Origin of the sequence: Paenibacillus sp. FSL R7-0333 (assembly GCF_038000365.1) — a bacterium.
Lineage (GTDB): Bacteria > Bacillota > Bacilli > Paenibacillales > Paenibacillaceae > Paenibacillus_AQ > Paenibacillus_AQ silagei.
The window spans coordinates 1,541,851-1,559,465 of the sequence record NZ_JBBOBZ010000001.1; the positions used below are offsets into that span (position 1 = coordinate 1,541,851).

The window sequence follows — 17,615 nt, forward strand, 5'->3', positions numbered from 1 at the left end:
TGAGGTGTTGGGAAATGATCCAATTGATATGTCCGCCCTATAATGCAGCTGTGGATACCGTTGATCCCCCGCTTAACCTGCTTGTGCTCGGCGCTGCACTTCTTGAAGCGGGGTACGGGGTGTGTCTCACCGATCTGGCATTACTCTATTCAGGCATCAGCCATTTCGATGCAGCAGCCCTTGCCGGTATTGCCCGGTTAATCATCGGCAAGCCATCCAGAGTGCTCGGATTCACGGCGATGTGCGGCAACTATTCGATCGCGCTGAGAATTGCGGAGGAATGCAAACGGCTGGACCCGGACAGAATCATTATTCTTGGCGGCCCCCATGCGAGCTTCGTAGCGGCTGAAACCTTAACCCATTTCCCGGCGATAGACTATATCGTTGCCGGAGAAGGCGAGCTGACGCTGCCGGAGCTGATTGCGGCCCTGGAGTCGGGCCATCCGCTCTCAGAGGTAGAAGGAATCTGCTTCCGTGAAGAGGGGACCATCCGCACCAATCCGCCGCGGCCGATTCTAAGGAATCTCGATGATACGCCTTTCCCCGCCTTTCATCTAATAGAGGATATTGAAGCCTATTTTACCACTCCGGAGAACCGTTTCTTTCCGGTTGAGGCGGGGCGCGGCTGTCCCTTTAACTGCAGCTTTTGCAGTACCTCCACCTTCTTTTCACGAAAATACAGAACTAAAAGTCCTGCACGGATCATCGCCGAGATGAGATACGTCAGGGATCGTTGGGGAATCACCCATTTCAGCTTAACGCATGATAATTTCACGGTTAATCAGAAGTTTGTCAGACAGTTCTGCCGGGAGCTGCTGGATTGCAGCGAGCCCTTCACCTGGAGCTGTTCCTCCCGGACAGACCACGTCAATAAAGAACTGTTTGAGGTGATGATGCAGTCTGGATGTAATGGCGTCTTCTTCGGGATTGAGAGCGGCAGCCAGCCCATCCAGCAGGTCATTGGCAAAAAGCTCGATCTGAACCAGGCTTATGAGCTGCTCCGCGAGCTTCATCGGCTGGGTCTGTCATGTACGGCTTCATTTATTACCGGATTTCCCGAAGAGACAACCGAAGACCTTAATCAGACGCTGGATATGATTGTCCGGCTGCTCTCCATAGGAATAGCGGATGTCCAGCTGCATCAACTGTCCCTTTTTCCCGGAACCCAATTGTTTGACGCAGCGCAGGGCAGCCTGGTGCTGGACGAGCAGTTCTGGAGCACGAACGATATGAACAGTGATTTCCAGCTATCCGGCATTGAAAAGAACTGGATTGCCAGTTACCCGCAAATTTTCAGCAACTATTACTCCTTGCAGTCTGTGGATACACACACTCTGCACAGGATCAGAAAGCTCTACTACCCGCTGGCCCGTTCGTTCTTCCGCACCTTGTATTATCTCAATCATCTGGCGGCTGTTCCATACACCCGTACAATCGAATATGTCTCTGCCAGGCTGGATATGCATGAGGCAATGCCGCCGGAAGCGGAGCTGGCCCTCATTCTTGATGAGCTGGTGCAGGGTCTTGTGCCGGATACCGGGCGGGTCCTTAAGGATTTCCTGTCTTATGAGCGTGCGGTGATGGAACTGATGCAGCAGGATACAGCATCGCAGGACACAGCTATGAAGCCTGTCAAAGTGATGCAGCCGCACTATTCCATCCCTGCGCTGAAGCTGCACAGTCCCCTTCCTGCAGAGCTTGAGCTTGCGGAGGGGGATGGAGAATGGATTCTGCTGGTGCTGGAGAGCGTTGAAGGCCGCAGGCGCTACGTCCGGGTGATGAGCATGGACCCTTTAAGCATTGCTATTATTCAACAGATGGAGGACGGGAGCGACTTCCGGACGGTTGTACACAGCCTGGCGTTAGAGAATCCTTTTGCTGCCAGCGAACAGGACCGGCAGGATTGGATCAGCCGGGTGTACGACCATTTCCATACGCATGAATTGCTGACTTCCTAGGGTGACAATACCGAGAGAGAGGGGGCCTTGCTTTGTGGAGTATGCTGAAGAACGGAGTGTTCCGCCGGTTATGGTGCACGCAGACCTTATCCTCTATAGGAGATGAGATCAGGAACTGGGCTATCCTGTTCTGGGTATTTGCGGAAGCGGATCAAGCTGTCTTTTACCGGACGGCTCTTTTGTTTGCCCAGATGCTTCCGGTCTTTATCATGGCTCCTCTTGCCGGAACATGGGTTGACCGCAGAAAACCTAAGAAGGTGCTGCAGGCGACACTGGTGATCCGGGCTGCGATGTCTTTTGTACTGGCCGGATTAATCTGGATGGAGCAGGTGCCGCTTTTGCTGGTCATGCTGGCCTTCACGTGTACGGTTCAGCAATTTTTTCAGCCTGCCATCAGTAAATTGACGGTCACCGCCGTGGACAACGAGGATTACGGTACCGCCAGTTCCTCTGTGAAGACGGTAGATACGCTGATCAGTCTTGCCGGGCCAGCCATCGGAGCCTTTGTCTATGAGTGGTGGGGGGCCTCTACTTCTTTAATTGTGGACGGCTTTTGTTTCATCGCTGGCAGCCTGTTCATTCTGGGTCTTAAGGTGAGACCGGCCCCCCTCGAAGTACCCACCGGTTCCGGTCCGGCAACCTCCTTTTGGGTGGATGTCCTGGAAGGCTTCCGGTATATCTTCGCTTCTGCGCTCACCCAACGCTTATTTATCATGTTGGCGGTAATGGGGGCGTGCACAGGGGCGATTAATCTGTTAAACATCTATTTCGTGGTGAAAGAGCTGCATTTAGACCAGAATTACTTAGCCTGGGCAAGCACCGCCGGGGGCATCGGTATGTTCGCGGGGGCGCTCGGTCTGAACCTGCTTGGGGCGAAATTCAAAAATTATGTGCGAATCAACATTTGGGGAGCAGCGGTCATGACTCTGGGGCTGTTGCTGCTCACGCTCTCTTTCGGCTCTTGGCCCATGCTGCTCAGCCGTGTCATTATCGGGATTGGCATATCCCTGCTGAGCATTACGCTGTCCACTCTGTTAATGACCTATGTTCCTGAGAACCTGCTCGGACGCGTCGGTTCCGTGTTTGAAGGCGGTCCGCTGGCGACCAATATGCTATCTTATTTATTCTTCGGATGGTTGTATGTGTACACTGGAGCCAGATTGATCTTCGGCATCTCCACTATGCTGTTCTTCATGGCGTTTCTGCTGGCCCTTAGCCTCCAGTCTGTACTCGCCCCGGCCCGGAGAGTCCGTGTCGAACAGCAGGAGTTCATCAGCCCGTCCCAGTAACAGCCTAACCCGGGATGCACCGGCGGGATGACAAATGAGGGGCATAGGTGCACCTGATTTCGGGAGAAGTACTAAGACTAACTGGTTTTAGATGTTGAGCGCCGCTCTTTACTACTTACGTTACGTTCCCTGTTCACGAAGATTTTGCTCTTATGAGATTAGTCACTGTTAAATCGGAACATATGTTCTATTATAACGGAGATAAATTTCTGGAGGATGATTATTATGTTGGAGCAAATTCAGTTTCTGATTGAAGCCAAGAAAGCTACTTATGCAGGAAAAGGTCCGCAGGGACAATCCTCACGGCCAGCCTCTCATGATTTGGAGTTCATGCGCGGGAACCTGAAGTACATAGATACCTACCTGGGCGCAGAGAAGTTTGCCGGACAAGAAGCTTTGTGGGAGGATGACAAGCCGTTCTGGGCGATGAATTACATAGGGAGAGTAACCGCAGCAGGCTTCAACCCTGATTTTCTGAAGGCTGCTCTGCTCCGGGTCCCGGAAGAGAAGCCCTTTCGTGGACCGGAGCATTATTCGGAGGGTCAGCACAGCTATAAATGCTCCGTAACCGGAGATTTCTCCTGGTTCAGCGGGGTGGAGGAGATTTGGACTGGAGAGACGAAAGTGTATGAATGTGTGTTCCATGGCGGAAGCGTTAAAGAGTAGCCCATTCAGACGCAGCAAGCGTTCCCCGTAATCCATTTCACCACAGAAGCCTCCCAGGCTGCCGCTTCCCGGCAGTCTGAGAGGCTCCATGATTTTATCCGTCAGTCTCCGCCACCGCCACCAGAATCTCCACCACCGCCGGAATCACCGCCTCCATGGCTGCTGTGACCGCCGCTGTCCCAGCCCCCTTGGCTGCCGTGATTATGATCATGGGCATGATTCCCGTGGTGGTGGCCATGATGATGGCTGGCACCGCTGTGCCCGTCCGTGCCCGGATGAATTTTGTGGCGGCTGTCTTCGTTGAAGCTGCCCGCATCGGCTCCCGTACCTGCGATGAAATAATGATCTCCCGCGTGAGAGCGGGTTCTATTGCCGTAATTTTTGTACCGGGCATTCCGATTGCTTCGATTAATAGCCATCACCGCAACGAATATAACTGCTACTACGAATATTAAGCTTCCAACCATGCAGAACCTCTCCTTTAACCAAATGTAGGATTGCCCTCATAGCAGAATCATACCATAATTCTGGAAACTACTTGGAGTGCTGCTTGAATTGTCTCGGGGTGAGGCCGGTATACTTCTTGAATACCTTGGTGAAATAGCTCTGGTCGTTAAAATGAAGACGGGTAGCAATATCCGATAGCGTGAAACCGGGCTGCTGGATCAGACGCTTGGCTTCTTCGACCCGCTGCTGCTGGATATAGTCGCTGATGGCGGTGCCGGTTTCTTTTTTGAACAGCTGGGACAGATAACTGGCGCTCATTCCGGCGTATTCAGCCAGCCTGCCGAGTGGCAACTCCTCATACAGATGATTGTAAATATAATTCCGGCACCGGTCGGAGATGCGGGAATGTCTTGCGCTGCGGCTGCCCTCTACCTGATCGGCAAAGTCACAAAGCGCGGCCAGCATAGCACGGTCCACCGCCGGAATATCGCGGAGCTCCTCGATATACTGGATATGGAAGTCGCTTAGCGTATAGGCAATCTCCCAGAACAGCCCGCCTTCAATCGCCGCGCGTGTGGCCAGCGTGATAGAGGAGACAGCCAGATTTTTTTTGCTGCGCAGCTGGCTTTTGCGGGACAACCTTCCGTAGCTCTCTTCGGCAAAAGAAGCATGGGTCCGCAGCAGCCCCGCCTTGTCCCCATTGGTAATGTAGCGGAACATTTCGCGTTCCTGCATCGGGTCATGGTGCAGCCATGTATGCTCGCGGCGGTAGGACAAGTCCAGATCCGGGCTGTCGTCAGCCGGATGCAGCGGTTCCGCCAGCGTACCCGCCGCCAGCAGCAGCTCCGTTACGGATAATGCCTGCCCGGTGACAAGCGTGTAGAGCAGCAGCGCCGCATGATACCAGCGCCTCCGGCTAATTATAGGCAGGTTGCCGTAATACTCTAGCCAGCTTGCCTGCTGCCCGGGCGGGATGTTGTGGTCGCGCAGCAGGCTGGCTGCATTATCACCGGTAACAGGTGCGTTCAGTGCCGGACCGGTGACGATGGCACCGTCAGCGCCGGGAAGCTGGAGAATAATGAAATTCTCCAGAAAGCCAGTCGCGTACAGACGCGGTAACGCGGGTGCGGCGGCTTCCGCGCTGGGGTCCGCACGCACTAGCTCCATCACCTCAACCGGCAGGCCGCCCGTTCCCTGAACGGAAGGGCGGTTTAGTGCAGCCGGTCCCAGGGCTAGACGGGGCGCAGCCGCTTCATCAACCCACAAGACCGGGACCCGGTAAGCTTCGTAGATCAGCTTGCAGATGTACTGTATACCTTCGTCATTCCCGATACCCTTCACCATAGGCCGCCCCCTCTTTTGTCTACTTAGAATACCAAAAATCGAATGAGAGTACCATAATTGGCCGGAACAGTCGTATAGAATGGAGTCAAGAAACCGTATTCATAGGAGGCTATATAATGGCAAAGGACGTAACAGAGCTTCAAAAGCTCATTTCGCAAATGACACTGGAAGAGAAGGCCGGACTCTGCTCCGGGCTGGATTTCTGGAACACCAAAGGCATTGAACGTCTGGGTATCCCCTCAGTGATGGTAACAGACGGTCCCCACGGTCTCCGCAAGCAGCAGGGTGACGCAGACCATCTTGGATTGAATAACAGTGTACCGGCAACCTGTTTTCCGTCAGCAGCCGGACTTGCCTCCTCGTGGGACCGTGATCTGATCTTCAGGGTGGGCGAGGCGCTGGGAACGGAATGCCAGGTGGAGAATGTCGCCGTTCTGCTCGGACCAGGCAATAATATTAAGCGTTCTCCGCTGAATGGGCGGAACTTTGAATATTTCTCGGAGGACCCGTTCCTGGCCTCAGAGATGGCTGCAAATCATGTGAAGGGTGTGCAGAGCCAGGGAGTGGGGACGTCGCTGAAGCATTATGCTGCCAATAACCAGGAACACCGCCGCATGTCAGTGGATGCGGTTATTGATGAGCGGACGCTCCGCGAGATCTACCTCGCCAGCTTCGAGGGCACGGTGAAGCAGAGCCAGCCGTGGAGTGTGATGTGCTCGTATAATCAGGTGAACGGAGAGTATGCTTCCGAGAGCTATGAGCTGCTGACCAAGGTGCTGCGTGAGGAATGGGGCTTCGAAGGCTTCGTCGTGTCCGACTGGGGAGCTGTCAATGAGCGGGTAAAGGCACTGGCAGCAGGGCTTGAGCTGGAAATGCCGTCAAGCGCTGGAATCGGAGACGCCAAGATTGTAGCGGCTGTGAAGAGCGGTGAATTGGCTATGGAGACGCTGGATCTCGCTGTAGAGCGGATGCTGGCCTTTATCTTCAAAAGTGTCGAAAACCGCAACCCGCAAGCGGTCTTCAATGCAGATAAGCATCATCACCTTGCACGCGAAGTGGCCCGGGAGAGTATGGTGCTGCTGAAGAACGAAGGCGGGATTCTGCCCCTCGTGAAGAGCGGCCGGATCGCCGTGATCGGTGAATTCGCCAAGCAGCCGCGGTATCAGGGCGGGGGCAGCTCGCATGTGAATCCATCCCGGATGGATGATGCCTTCGTCGAATTGCAAGCTGTTGCCGGGGATGCGGCCAGCTTCCTGTACGCACAGGGCTATGAGCTGGAGAGCGATGACATCAATGCTGATCTGCTGCGCGAAGCCTGTGATACAGCAGCTAAGGCGGATGCAGCTGTGCTGTTCCTTGGTCTGCCTGACCGCTACGAATCGGAGGGCTATGACCGTAGCCATCTGCTGCTTCCTGCGAGCCATAAGGCGCTGATTGAAGCGGTGGCCGAGGTTCAGAGCGAAATTATTGTAGTGCTGAGCAACGGCGCGCCGGTCGAGATGCCTTGGCTGCATAGGGCGAAGGCGGTGCTTGAAGGCTACCTGGGCGGTCAGGCTTTTGGCGGTGCGGTTGCGGATCTGTTGTTCGGCGAAGTGACCCCGAGCGGTAAGCTGGCGGAGACCTTCCCTATGAAGCTGAGCGACAATCCGTCATTCCTGAACTTCCCCGGTGAAGGCGATACGGTGGAGTACAAGGAAGGCTTGTTCGTAGGCTACCGTTATTATGACAAAAAAGAAATCGAGCCGCTGTTCCCCTTCGGCTACGGCCTTAGCTACACGGAATTCGAGTACAGTCGCCTGCTGCTAGATCAGACCCGCATTCAGGACACAGATACCGTTCAGGTATCGGTCACTGTCAAGAACACCGGCAGCAGAGCGGGCAAGGAAGTCGTACAGCTCTATGTCAGTGATGTGGAGAGCCGTGTGATCCGTCCTCTGCAGGAGTTGAAGGGCTTCGGCAAGATTGAGCTGCAGCCTGGGGAAGAACGCATCGTAACCTTCACTTTGGATAAGCGTTCCTTTGCCTACTACAATGTGAAGCTGGCTGACTGGCATGTAGAGAGCGGGATGTTCAAGATATCTGTTGGAGCTTCGTCACGCGATATCCGCCTGAGCACGGAGCTTGAGGTAGAATCCACCGTGAAGCTGCCCGCCCGGTTCCACCGCAACACCACCGTCGGTGACCTGCTTGCCAATCCGCTGACGGAGGAGAAGGCGAAGAGCTTCAGCAGCGTGTTCGGGCTGGAGGATGTGCTTGGCGACAATCCGGAGATGCTGCTGGCCATGATGAAATACATGCCGCTGCGCGCCATGATCGGCTTCGGTCAGGGCAAGTATACCGAGGCGGATCTGGAAGCGGATCTACAGGAGCTGAACAGGCTGGCCGGACAGGAGTAAGAGATACAGAGTTGCTTTTGGCAACGTAATTTGCTAACATACGTTGTAAGTTCATAAGCAGTTAATAGTTCTCTAGGGTTCCGCAGCAGGTACACACCGCTGGCCTGGTCCGAGGGAGAACACACGGATGAAGCCAATCCGTGTATACACGGAGGGACAAAAGCCCGGGAGGTATCGTCAATAATGACGATAACCTTCCGGGCTTATTTTATGAAATAGGAGGCAGGAGAAATGAAGAAGAGCACTAAGAGCTGGATCATGATTGCAGGCGCTGCTTGCTTTGAAGTGGTATGGGTCATCGGGCTGAAGCACGCCTCCGCTCCATGGGAATGGGCGGTTACTGTAGCGGCTATCGTGATCAGCTTCTACGCCCTCATCTGGGCCAGCGGCAGGCTGCCGGTCGGGACGGTCTATGCTGTATTTGTCGGACTTGGAACCGCGGGTACCGTTCTGGCGGGAGGAGTTCTATTCGGTGAACCGCTGCGGCCGTTGAAGCTGTTGTTGATTGGCCTGCTGCTGGCCGGGGTCGTCGGACTGAAGCTGGTTACCCCGGCTCAGGCTGAATCTGAACAGACAAAGGAGCTGAACTGATATGGCATGGGTGATGCTGATTGCCGCTGGTATATGTGAAATGTTCGGGGTCGCCATGATTGGCAAGCTGCACAAGGACCGCAACTGGCAGTCTGTCTGCCTGCTGGTTCTAGGCTTCGGGGCAAGCTTCCTGCTGCTGTCTCTGGCGATGGAGAGTCTGCCGATGGGGATTGCATATGCGATCTGGACAGGGATTGGAGCGTCAGGGGCAGCGATTATGGGCATGTTGTTCTACGGTGAAGCAAGGGATGTGAAGCGGATTGTCTGCATTGTAGTGATTCTGGGAGCCGTAGCCGGCCTGAAGCTGATCGGCTGAGAATTCCGCTGAAACGTTACTGAGTTGGACACTTAACGGATGTTTCGTTGCCCTGGATATGGTAAGTATAGTAAGTAAGAACATTATTCTTATAAGGAGACTTATCACATATGAGCAGACCTGTATCTGAGAATATCCGCCTGAAGGACGGAGCCGTGCTGCCCAGACTGGGGCAGGGAACGTGGCGGATTGGCGACCAGCCGGGGAAGCGGGCAGAAGAGATTGCTGCGCTTCGCCAGGGTGTAGAGCTGGGGATGAATCTGATTGATACGGCTGAGATGTACGGGGACGGCCGCTCCGAGGAGTTGGTTGGTGAAGCGCTGCGGGGAATCCGCGACAGCGTATTTCTGGTCTCCAAGGTCTATCCGCATAATGCGGGCGGGACTAAGCTGATTAGCAGCTGCGAAGCCAGTCTGAAGCGGCTCGGCACGGACCATCTGGACCTGTACCTGCTGCATTGGCGCGGCAACATTCCTCTGGAAGAGACCGTGGAGGGGATGGAGGCACTGGTTGCTTCGGGCAAAATCGCCCGCTGGGGCGTATCCAATCTGGATACGGCAGATATGCAGGAGCTGCTGAGTATTCCCGGTGGCAATCACTGCGCAGTCAATCAAGTGCTCTACCATCTGGGCTCAAGAGGGATCGAGCATGATCTGCTGCCCTGGCTGAGAGGACATAAGATTCCTGTCATGGCCTATTCTCCGCTGGCCCAGGCAGGCACGCTGAGAAAAGGGCTGACTGAGAATGAAGCTGTGCAGCAGATTGCCCGGAATCATGAGGTCACTCCGCTGCAGGTTCTGCTGGCCTGGAGTATCCGGGACGAGGATATCCTGGCTATCCCCAAAGCCGCCACCCGCGAACATGTGAATGAGAATGCCGCTGCCGCGAAGCTTGTGCTTTCAGACGAAGAGTTGTGGCAGCTCGACGATGCTTTTCCCCAGCCGTCGTGGAAGGTTCCGCTGGACATGATTTAATCATAGCTTAACCGCTGTTGCATGGCATAGCTGTCTCCGGTGAGGGGGCGGCTTTTTTGTTGTCTGGGAAACAGTAATATGGAAGCTGCTAAGGTACGTGAGCCAAATGTATGTGGAAAACCGAATACAATACGCGACATGAAGGTGTGTGAGCCAAATGTATGCGGAAAACCGAATACAATGTCTGACGCAAAGGTGCGGGGTCGGATACCGCCTACAGGCTGTAAATGAGGGGCACTAATGCTCCTGAATTTGCAGAAAGTGGGCCGAGGGAGCCAATGAGGAGCACTAATACCCCTGAATTCCTCGAATGAGGGCCGAGGGAGCCAATGAGGAGTACTAATGCTCCTGAATTCCCAGAAAGTGGACCAAAGGTGTAAATGAGGAGCACAAGTGCCCCTGAATTCTCCGCATGCCCCCGACAGCGGGCAAATATAGCTGTATGAGCTACACCCCTAAGTTCTTACATTATCCATCCGCAGGTTGATTCTATTCTTTACACTACCCAAGCCTTAAATGATATTATACGGGAATTTGTGCAACCTATGGAGAAGCTTGTAGGCCGTTGGAAGCAAGGCGGATACTGGACTTAAGCCCCTTGGCAGGAGCTCTTAAATGTTGTCAACAATGTTCATGCCGAAACCGTGTTTTCAATTTGGTGACAAAGAAAGCGCTTTGATTTACGATGTGTTCAAAGGGAAAACACCTTTCAGTATGCGGTGCGGAAGGTTCCCGTTCATTACAATAAGGGGGCATCTTAAATGGCCACAACGGCAACGAAACAAGCTTCATCCGGCGGTGCAAGGGTGAAGGTTCAACAATTCGGACGTATGCTCAGCGGTATGGTTATGCCGAATATCGGCGCTTTTATCGCTTGGGGATTAATTACAGCATTATTCATTCCAACGGGCTGGTATCCCAATGAGAGCCTTGCAGCTCTAGTAGGCCCAATCATTAACTACCTGCTTCCTCTCTTGATCGGGTACACCGGCGGACAGATGGTTCACGGCAAACGCGGTGCTGTCATCGGCGCGCTGGTCACCATGGGGGTTATCGTCGGCTCGACGATTCCAATGTTCCTGGGTGCGATGATTGTCGGTCCGCTGGCTGCCTGGGTGCTGAAGCAGTTCGACAGAGCTGTGGACGGCAAAATCAGAGCCGGGTTCGAAATGCTGGTCAACAACTTCTCGCTGGGCATCATCGGTGGTGCGCTGACTCTGGGAGCCTTAAAGGGCGTTGGACCGCTGGTTCAAGGCTTGACCAATATCCTCTCGAATGGCGTGGAGTTCCTGGTGAACCATAACCTGCTGCCGCTCATCAATATCATCATTGAGCCGGCCAAGGTATTGTTCCTGAACAATGCAATTAACCACGGGGTACTGGGACCGATTGCGCTTGAAGAGTCCCAGAGAATCGGCAAATCCATCCTGTTCATGCTTGAATCGAATCCGGGTCCTGGTCTGGGTATCCTGCTTGCATACTGGCTGGCGGGCAAAGGCTCTGCCAAATCCTCTGCACCGGGCGCTATTATCATTCACTTCCTGGGCGGGATTCATGAGATCTACTTCCCTTACATCCTCATGAACCCTCGTCTGATTCTGGCGGTCATCGGCGGCGGAATGTCCGGTACATTCACCTTCCAGATGCTGGGCGCCGGTCTGGTAGCTTCGCCTTCACCAGGCAGTATCTTTGCCTATTTCGCAATGACGCCTAAGGGCGGATATCTTCCGATGATTGCAGGGGTTGTCGTGGCTACCATCGTATCGTTCCTGATTGCAGCTGTGCTTCTGAGATCTTCCAAGAGTAATGATGAAGAGGAGATGGATCTGGAAGCGGCAGAAGCCAGAATGAGAGACATGAAGTCGGCCGGTACAGCAGCACAGACCGCCGCAACTACAGCTGTAGCTTCCAATGTCCGCAGCAAAGCCAATGTGAACAAAATCGTCTTCGCTTGTGATGCAGGGATGGGATCCAGTGCCATGGGCGCTTCGGTCCTGAGAAAGAAGCTGCAAAATGCAGGGGTGAATGTCACCGTTACGAACTCTGCGGTCAGTGAAATTCCGGCGGATGCGGATATCGTGGTCACCCAGAAAACTCTTACCGACCGGGCGATTGCCAGCAATCCGCAGGCAGAGCATATCTCGATCGATAACTTCCTGAAGAGCCCGAAATATGATGAGCTCGTAGAACGTTTGAAGTAAGAGGCACAAGTGTAAAATCTAAGTATATAGTTCTCGCTGAAACGGATGCCGTCCCTTATAGGACGGCATATCCGTTTGTACTTGATGCAAGGCGGAGGGTTAGCGGAAATGACGAAAATTACCGCCAGACAGCGCCAGATCCTGTGGCTTCTGCTTGAAGCAAGCGGAGAGATTACCGCTGTAAAAATTGCCGAGGCTACCGGGGTAAGCGTAAGAACCGTACACCGGGAGATGGAGGATATAGAGTCCGCGCTTGAGGACTTTGGTCTTGATCTGATCAAAAAATCAGGCAAAGGCATCCAGTTGAGCGGCCCGGAGGCCGGTCTTGCGGAGCTGCGCCTATTCCTGCGGGAAGAGAAGCCGGCGGATTATTCCGGCGAAGACCGCAAGGTATTCGAGCTCTGCGTGCTGCTGGAGGCAGAGGAGCCGGTGAAGCTGTTCACACTTGCGCATTCCCTCAAGGTTACAGTTGCTTCTATTAGCTACGATCTGGATGAACTGGAGCAATGGGTCCGTAAGTTCGGCCTGGAGCTGGTTCGTAGACGAGGCTACGGCGTAGAAATCACCGGCAGCGAGATCGACAAGCGCCGGGCGATTGGACGGTTAGCCGCAGAGCATCTGGATTTGTCTGATCTGGTTGGCCATGGTTCTGTGGCTGAGAGCAATCCGGCTTTTCGTGTTCTATTAACTACAGTTGGACAATCCAACCTTATGGAAGTAGAGAATACGCTGTGGGATATGGAATGGAAATGGACTGCGGAGCTGCCCGAAATTGTCTATATGGAGATGCTCCTGGCCCTTGCTGTCACTACCCGGCGGATTGAGCTTAGCCGAAGCATCGACAGCGGGGCGGAAGCGGGCTATTCCAGGGTGTCCGATCACCGGAACATTGCCGGAGCCGAGCGATTTGTGGGGCAGCTCGCTGAGGTGCTTAAGCTGAAAATCCCCCGGGTAGAGATTCTGTATATCGCCGGGCTGTTCGACCGGGTCCAGGATTCCTTCTCCTCGTCGGGCTACGCCTATGGCGATATTGAATTAATGGAGATTGTCTATAAGCTGACGGAGAGTGTGGTCAAGCGGACAGGGCTGCCCTTCCAGAGTGACCGTACTCTGCGCGAGGGGCTGCTGGAGCATATTGATCCGGCGCTGAAGCGGATCCGGGAAGGCACACGCATCCGCAACCCGCTGCTCGGCCCGATCCGCAGGGATTACGAATATTTGTTCAACATCATCCGCGCAGCCGTGGAGGATATGCAGCTGGAACTTGCGATTCCGGATGAAGAGATCGGATTTCTGGTCATGCATTTCGGAGCTTCCGCAGAGCGGCTGAACCAGCTAAGGCGCAACGTAAGAGCCATTCTGGTCTGTGCCAGCGGTCTCAGCTCCTCCCGTCTGCTAGCCACCCGGCTGACCAAGGAAATGCCACAGATTGAGATTCTCGGCAACATCTCCTGGTATGAAGCGGCGCGCCTGCCGGATGAAGATTACGATCTGATTATATCTACCATTGATCTGCCGATTGATAAGGAGCGTTACATCAAGATCAGCCCCCTGCTCACAGCGGAGGAGATTGAGAAGCTGCTGAATTACATCCAGAATACTACCCTGCGGGAACGAGGGAAGGGGATGTCCGGTGAACCGGAACATGCGGCAAGGGAAGAAGCCTCGCTTGAACGGCTCAGGAGCTACAAGGGCATTCTGGATGAGATCGTCAGCTTGCTGGAGCGGTTCCGCTTCCATCCGATTGATAATAAGGGGATGGATCTGTCAGCGACGATAGTGGAGATGCTGGAGACACTGAATGGAAACGGCGTGGTCGGGGATGCCGGTATTGTGTTGGAGCGTCTGCTCGAACGGGAGCGGATGACCAGCCAGGTGATCCCGGATACCGCATTGGCGCTGTTCCATACCAGAAGCAGCCATATTCACCTGTCCTCGCTGACCCTGTACCGGCTCGATCAGCCCGTAATTCTGGAGGGGGATACAGAGGTCAGAGTCATTCTGCTCATGCTGGCTCCGCGCAGACTCTCCAAGGAGAGCCTGGAGGTGCTCAGCGAGATCAGCGCCCTGCTGCTGAATTCCGAGCTGGTTCAATTGCTTGAAGAACGTTCAGAGTCAGAGATCCGGGGGTATTTGTCCTCGGAGCTGCTTCATTTTTTCCAAAATAAAAGTTGAAAGCGGGAGAAACCATATGAGTATACTGTCAGAAAATAAAGTGATTATGCACGGTGCGGCAAACGATAAATACGAAGCCATCAAGATGGCGGGCAAGCTGCTGGTCGATGCAGGGCATGTAACGGAGGAATATGTTCCCAAGATGCTGGAGCGCGAGGAAGTGGTGTCCACTTATATGGGCGGCGGATTGGCTATTCCGCATGGTACCAAAGAAGCGCGGCCTTTTATCAAGTCAACTGGGTTGTCTATCATCCGCTTTCCGGACGGGGTGGATTTCGGCGGCGATGAGCCGGCGTTTGTAGTCATCGGCATTGCAGCCGCAGGTGACGGGCATATGGAGGTTCTGACGAACGTGGCGATGATTTTCACCGAGGATGATGCTATTGACCGCGTAATGAACGCCCCTACGGCTGCTGATGTTATTGCAATCTTCGAAGGGGGACTGGAGTAATGAAGGCGGTCCATTTCGGCGCGGGCAATATCGGCAGGGGCTTCATCGGGCTGCTGCTGTCGCAGGCGGGCTATGAAGTAACTTTTGTGGATGTGAATGAGGCCTTTGTTACCCAGCTCAAGGAACGCGGCGAGTATCCGGTCACGCTGGCCAGCGACGGTCAGGAAACGGTCATCGTGAAGAATGTAACGGCTCTTAGCAGTGTCACGCATGCGGATGAAGTGGCGGCCGCCATTGCTGAAGCCGATCTGGTTACAACCGCGGTCGGCGTGTCCATTCTGAAGCACATTGCGGGAACGGTGGCGGACGGCATCCGCCGGAGAGTAGCTGTCTCCTCCGCACCGCTGCATGTCATTGCCTGCGAGAATGCGATTGGCGGCAGTGCACAGCTCAAGGAGCTGGTGTACGCGAAGCTCGATGAAGCTGCACGTGAGAAGGCTGAATCTTCGGTTGCTTTTCCTAACGCGGCAGTGGACCGGATCGTTCCGCTCCAGCAGCATGAGGATATTCTGAAGGTGGTCGTTGAGCCGTTCTATGAATGGGTGGTGGACGCCTCGCAGATGATCCCGGGCTATACGCCGGTTGAAGGTGTGCATTATGTAGAGAATCTGGAGCCGTATATTGAACGCAAGCTCTTCACTGTGAACACGGGGCACTGCTCTGCGGCGTACCTGGGCTATCTGCAGGGCTACGAGACCATACAGCAGGCTATGGCGGATGAGGCGTTAACGGCGAAGGTTCGTGAGGTACTTGAGGAGACCGGCGCGGTGCTGGTCCAGAAGCATGGCTTCGATGAAGTAGAGCACAGTAAGTATATCGATAAAATCCTGGAGCGCTTCCACAATCCGGCGCTGACCGATGAGGTGTCCCGTGTAGGCCGTTCGCCGCTGCGCAAGCTGTCGCCAAATGACCGTCTGGTATCCCCTGCAACGCAGGCGTATGACAGAGGGCTGAGCTACACGGCGTTGACACGTTCCATGGCCGGTGCGCTGCTGTTCAAGGCAGGCGATGACCCCGAAGCGGTGGAGCTGGGGGCCGCAATCGCGGAGCTTGGAGCAGAAGCAGCGCTGACGAAGTATACGGGTCTTGCTGCGGATCACCCTATTCATCAGTCGGCGATGGAGCAATACGCGAAGCTGAGCTAAGGACATATGAGCTAACAACATAAAAATACAGCCGCAGGGAAAGCCTATAAGCTTATCCCTGCGGCTGTTTGCGTTAGTCTGTGACTCTTAAAAGAGTGGCAATACGGTTTTTCGCTTGAAAGATAAGACTTTATATGTTCTGGGGTCCCCGCTAAGTACTTGAATAAGCTTCGGAGCTAAAGCCCCACTTTGTGGGGAGGCTATTAGCTTTTCTCCAGAATCGTCTGCAGTGTCGTGCGGTCCAGTCCTTGTACCAGCTTAATCAGCAGCTCTTTGGCTGCCGCATAATCATCACTGTGGATGATCGAGGTTGCCGTGTGGATGTAACGGGAGCAAATCCCGATCACCGCTGAAGGAATACCGATTCCGCTGAGATGCACCTGACCCGCATCCGTTCCTCCCTGGGAGACGAAATACTGGTATTTGATCTTATGGGTATCAGCCGTATCCTGCACATATTCAATCAGTCCCCGGTGGGTAATCATCGTCGGGTCAAAAATACGCAGCAGCGCGCCCTGGCCCAGATGGCCGAAGGCCTGGCGGTCGCCGGTCATATCGGCAGCGGCGCTGGCATCCAGCCCGAAGAAAATATCCGGCTGCAGCAGATTGGCAGCCGTCCGGGCACCGCGCAGCCCGACCTCTTCCTGAACGGTAGCGCCGCAGTAGAGCGTATTCGGCAAGGCTTGTCCGTGCAGTTCCTTCATTAATTCAATAGCCAGGCCGACACCGTAGCGGTTGTCCCAGGCCTTGGCCATAATCTTCTTCGGATTGGCCAGCGGTGTGAACGGGCAGACCGGCACGACCTGCTGTCCCGGAGCTACACCGAAGCTCTGCGCCTCTTCCCGGCTGTCTGCGCCGATATCGATGTACATCTTGCTGATCTCCCCGGCCTTGCCGCGTTCATCCGCGCTCAGCAGATGGATAGGTGTACTGCCGACCACGCCGTTCAGCGTACCCTTCGGCGTAATAATCTGCAGGCGCTGTGAGGCCACGGCCGAAGCCAGCCATCCGCCCAGCGGTGTGAAGCGGATCATCCCGTTGTCTGTAATGCCGGTAACCATGAAGCCTACCTCATCGAAATGGCCGGCCACCATAATCTTGGGACCGCTTACTTCACCGCGCATCACGCCGAACAGGCTGCCCAGTCGGTCCTGTACAAATTCGTCCGTATAAGGCGTCATTGCCTCTTTGACATAAGCGCGCAGTTCGCGCTCGAAGCCGGAGGCTGAGGGGAATTCAGTCAATGTCTTAAATAATTCAAGTGTGTCTGTATTCATACATATATCGCTCCTTTATGTCATCTAGTATGAACATTGTTGCGCCTCTTGTCCATGCTGGAAGGGCAAATGAACACAGAGGCTCATTGTGCGAATACTATACGGTAAGGGCTCTGCAGGCAGGGGCCGGAGAAAGGAAGCGAGGAGAATGTGGCTCTCGGGGAGCGTAGCCCAGGCAGGCAGCCGGAGCGGTTTCCGGAAAGTGCCGGTCCGCAGGCAGGGCTTGCCCAGGCGGTACCGCCGCCGGTACGGGCGGGAGAATGAGGCAGTGCTGATTCTGGTGCTGTTTCTGCTGCTGATTGTTGTGCTGTTTTATTTTTCCTGAGCAGGAGGGACATAACGGGGCCGCCTGAAGTGAACAATAAGGAAAACTTAATTCCGCATA

General features: G+C 54.5%; 15 protein-coding genes and 1 riboswitch. Of the genes, 13 read left to right on the forward strand and 2 right to left on the reverse strand.

Features of this window, described 5'->3' with window-relative positions; all coding sequences use genetic code 11:
- Positions 1 to 14 precede the first annotated feature (14 nt).
- From MKY86_RS06410 to MKY86_RS06425, 4 genes are all read left to right on the forward strand, one after another.
- A complete protein-coding gene (locus MKY86_RS06410; protein ID WP_076079736.1) occupies positions 15 to 1,958 on the forward strand; it encodes a B12-binding domain-containing radical SAM protein in 1,944 nt (647 codons plus the stop codon).
- A gap of 41 nt (positions 1,959 to 1,999) precedes the next feature.
- Positions 2,000 to 3,247 carry an MFS transporter gene (locus MKY86_RS06415; protein ID WP_340827773.1) on the forward strand — a complete coding sequence of 416 codons (1,248 nt, stop codon included), beginning with the start codon at positions 2,000 to 2,002 and terminating at the stop codon, positions 3,245 to 3,247.
- Positions 3,248 to 3,472: 225 nt separating this feature from the next.
- Positions 3,473 to 3,913: a DUF5680 domain-containing protein gene (locus tag MKY86_RS06420; RefSeq protein WP_076079734.1), complete on the forward strand. Its 441-nt coding sequence runs from the start codon at positions 3,473 to 3,475 to the stop codon at positions 3,911 to 3,913.
- Positions 3,914 to 4,116: 203 nt separating this feature from the next.
- Complete coding sequence (locus tag MKY86_RS06425) at positions 4,117 to 4,368, forward strand: hypothetical protein (RefSeq protein ID WP_340826656.1); 252 nt, start codon at positions 4,117 to 4,119, stop codon at positions 4,366 to 4,368.
- Positions 4,369 to 4,447: 79 nt separating this feature from the next.
- On the opposite strand, the gene MKY86_RS06430 is transcribed toward MKY86_RS06425, so the two are convergent.
- A complete protein-coding gene (locus MKY86_RS06430; RefSeq protein ID WP_076079732.1) occupies positions 4,448 to 5,704 on the reverse strand; it encodes a helix-turn-helix domain-containing protein in 1,257 nt (418 codons plus the stop codon).
- Between the two features lie 116 nt (positions 5,705 to 5,820).
- Between MKY86_RS06430 and MKY86_RS06435 the strand changes: the two genes are divergently transcribed.
- The 8 genes from MKY86_RS06435 (at position 5,821) to MKY86_RS06470 (ending at position 15,953) form a co-directional block, all read left to right on the forward strand.
- Complete coding sequence (locus MKY86_RS06435) at positions 5,821 to 8,100, forward strand: glycoside hydrolase family 3 C-terminal domain-containing protein (RefSeq protein ID WP_076079731.1); 2,280 nt, start codon at positions 5,821 to 5,823, stop codon at positions 8,098 to 8,100.
- Between the two features lie 61 nt (positions 8,101 to 8,161).
- Positions 8,162 to 8,273, forward strand: a riboswitch (guanidine-I (ykkC/yxkD leader).
- A 58-nt stretch (positions 8,274 to 8,331) separates the two neighbouring features.
- The gene (locus MKY86_RS06440) at positions 8,332 to 8,691 is read left to right on the forward strand and encodes a DMT family transporter (protein WP_076079730.1); all 360 of its coding nucleotides are present in this window, start codon (positions 8,332 to 8,334) and stop codon (positions 8,689 to 8,691) included.
- Between the two features lies 1 nt (position 8,692).
- On the forward strand, positions 8,693 to 9,007 hold the full coding sequence (locus MKY86_RS06445; protein ID WP_076079729.1) for a DMT family transporter: 315 nt from the start codon (positions 8,693 to 8,695) through the stop codon (positions 9,005 to 9,007).
- 110 nt (positions 9,008 to 9,117) lie between these two features.
- Entirely contained in the window at positions 9,118 to 9,981 is an 864-nt protein-coding gene (locus MKY86_RS06450) for an aldo/keto reductase (protein ID WP_076079728.1), read from the forward strand.
- Positions 9,982 to 10,742: 761 nt separating this feature from the next.
- Positions 10,743 to 12,182, forward strand: coding sequence for a PTS mannitol transporter subunit IICB (locus MKY86_RS06455; protein ID WP_076079727.1), 1,440 nt, complete (start codon positions 10,743 to 10,745; stop codon positions 12,180 to 12,182).
- Between the two features lie 108 nt (positions 12,183 to 12,290).
- Positions 12,291 to 14,357, forward strand: a complete 2,067-nt coding sequence (locus tag MKY86_RS06460; protein ID WP_076079726.1) for a BglG family transcription antiterminator — start codon at positions 12,291 to 12,293, stop codon at positions 14,355 to 14,357.
- Positions 14,358 to 14,373: 16 nt separating this feature from the next.
- Positions 14,374 to 14,808, forward strand: a complete 435-nt coding sequence (locus tag MKY86_RS06465; RefSeq protein ID WP_076079725.1) for a PTS sugar transporter subunit IIA — start codon at positions 14,374 to 14,376, stop codon at positions 14,806 to 14,808.
- Positions 14,808 to 15,953 (forward strand): mannitol-1-phosphate 5-dehydrogenase, encoded by a 1,146-nt coding sequence (locus MKY86_RS06470; RefSeq protein ID WP_076079724.1) that lies wholly within the window; start codon positions 14,808 to 14,810, stop codon positions 15,951 to 15,953. The genes MKY86_RS06465 and MKY86_RS06470 overlap by 1 nt, the downstream gene beginning before the upstream one ends.
- A gap of 203 nt (positions 15,954 to 16,156) precedes the next feature.
- On the opposite strand, the gene MKY86_RS06475 is transcribed toward MKY86_RS06470, so the two are convergent.
- Positions 16,157 to 17,230 (reverse strand): M42 family metallopeptidase, encoded by a 1,074-nt coding sequence (locus tag MKY86_RS06475; protein ID WP_076079723.1) that lies wholly within the window; start codon positions 17,228 to 17,230, stop codon positions 16,157 to 16,159.
- A 148-nt stretch (positions 17,231 to 17,378) separates the two neighbouring features.
- On the opposite strand from MKY86_RS06475, the gene MKY86_RS06480 reads away from it, so the two are divergent.
- Positions 17,379 to 17,555, forward strand: coding sequence for a hypothetical protein (locus MKY86_RS06480; protein ID WP_209878112.1), 177 nt, complete (start codon positions 17,379 to 17,381; stop codon positions 17,553 to 17,555).
- Positions 17,556 to 17,615: the final 60 nt, after the last annotated feature.